Source organism: Kitasatospora sp. NPDC056531 (assembly GCF_042794375.1).
In the GTDB taxonomy this organism is placed as follows: domain Bacteria; phylum Actinomycetota; class Actinomycetes; order Streptomycetales; family Streptomycetaceae; genus Kitasatospora.
In genome coordinates this window covers 1-1,350 of sequence record NZ_JBHTTU010000370.1, presented here as the reverse complement: position 1 = coordinate 1,350, position 1,350 = coordinate 1, and the positions used below count along the sequence as shown (strand labels likewise).

3 protein-coding genes are annotated in these 1,350 nt (G+C 72.8%); 2 read left to right on the top strand and 1 reads right to left on the bottom strand.

Annotated features, from left to right (window positions below; all coding sequences use genetic code 11):
- Together ACFQ87_RS46525 and ACFQ87_RS46520 are read left to right on the top strand one after the other, a co-directional pair.
- A partial coding sequence (locus tag ACFQ87_RS46525; protein ID WP_380617099.1) for an MBL fold metallo-hydrolase RNA specificity domain-containing protein occupies positions 1-108 on the top strand: 108 nt, incomplete at its 5' end.
- 43 nt (positions 109-151) lie between these two features.
- A complete protein-coding gene (locus tag ACFQ87_RS46520; protein WP_380617098.1) occupies positions 152-1,096 on the top strand; it encodes a universal stress protein in 945 nt (314 codons plus the stop codon).
- Here ACFQ87_RS46520 and ACFQ87_RS46515 read toward each other — a convergent pair.
- The coding region (locus ACFQ87_RS46515) for a CBS domain-containing protein (protein ID WP_380617097.1) at positions 1,013-1,350 on the bottom strand (338 nt) is incomplete at its 5' end. The genes ACFQ87_RS46520 and ACFQ87_RS46515 overlap by 84 nt on opposite strands.

Sequence of the window (1,350 nt, the reverse complement as noted above, 5' to 3'; positions counted from 1 at the left end):
GTCCACGGCGAGCCCGAGGGCTCGCAGGCCCTGCGCGACCGCATCGACCGCGAACTCGGCTGGACCGCCGTGGTCCCGCGCTCGGGCGAGCGGGTGCTCGTCCGGTGAGCCGGACCGGTCCGACGGTGGGGTAGGTCGATGTAGCGCGGAGATGTCGATGATGAGCCGATGCGTCGTGGCGGGCGTGGACCCGTCGGAGCCGAACCAGGCCGCCGTCGACTGGGCTGCGGACGAGGCCTCACGACGATGGGCGGACCTGCGGCTGATCCACGCCCGGCACGGCGCCGTCGATCCGGCCGAAGCCCGGCTGCTCGACGGGGAGTGCGCACGGGTGTCCGCTCGGCACCCGGAACTCACCGTCACCGTCGAACTCGTCGACGACCCGCCGTACGAGGCACTGACGGGCGCGGCGACTGACGCAGCGCTCCTTGTGGTCGGCGCCCGAGGGTCCGGAGGATTCCCCGGGCTTCTCGTCGGCTCGACGAGCCTGCACGTGGCCGCCCGCGCAGCGTGTCCGATCGTCGTGGTGCGCCACACGCCGACGACTCGGGGCGGGGTGGTTTTCGGGGTCGAGGGCAGGGACGGCGAGGGCCCACCGCTCGCGTTCGCCTTCAAAGCGGCGCGGCGGCAGGCCCTGGCCCTGGTCGTGGTCCATGCCTGGAGCTACCCGCTGTTCGGTCCCGGCCCTGAGGCCCCGCCGAACCACGAGAAGGGGCACGCCGCCGTCGAGCGTGAACAGTTGCTCTCCGAGACGCTGGCGGGCCGGCGCGAGCGTGTTCCGGACGTCGACGTCACGGCCTCGGTCGTGCGCTTCGGCGCGGCGAAGGAGCTGGCGGCGGCAGCGGCCCGGCACCGACTCGTCGTGGTGGGCCGCCACGGTGACCCGGGCGGACCGCTCGGGCGGCTCGGCTCCACCAGCCAGGTCGTGGTGCAACGCCGAGTGCCCAGTTGCCATCGTGCCGATGCGAATCGCCGTGCCGTCGGCATGGCGGTTGTGGCGTCGGTAGGAAGGCTACGACTGTGTGTCGTCGAGGTCCCAGGTGAGGCGGTCGTTGAGGCAGGTGAGGCCGTCGATGCGGGCGATCTGGAGGCATAGGGCGGCGGCGTCGCTGCGGGTGCGGGTGCGTCCGGCGACCGAGACCCGGCCGCGTTCGCAGCGGATGTTCAGCGAGTTCGGGACGATGCCGCTTCCGGGAGTGAGGGCGAGGGCGAGGGCGTCGGAGCGGATCGCCTCGTCGTCGCAACGCAGGGCGTCCAACAGGTCGTGCGAGGAGAGCAGACCGATCAGACGGCCGTCGGTGTCCACGACGGGCAGGTGGTGCAGGGAGTGCTCGGCCACCAGGGCCACGG

What these genes read in the sequence shown, in the direction of transcription:
- ACFQ87_RS46520 (WP_380617098.1), top strand. Translation starts at nt 152, where the DNA reads ATGTCGATGATGAGCCGATGCGTCGTGGCGGGCGTGGACCCGTCGGAG.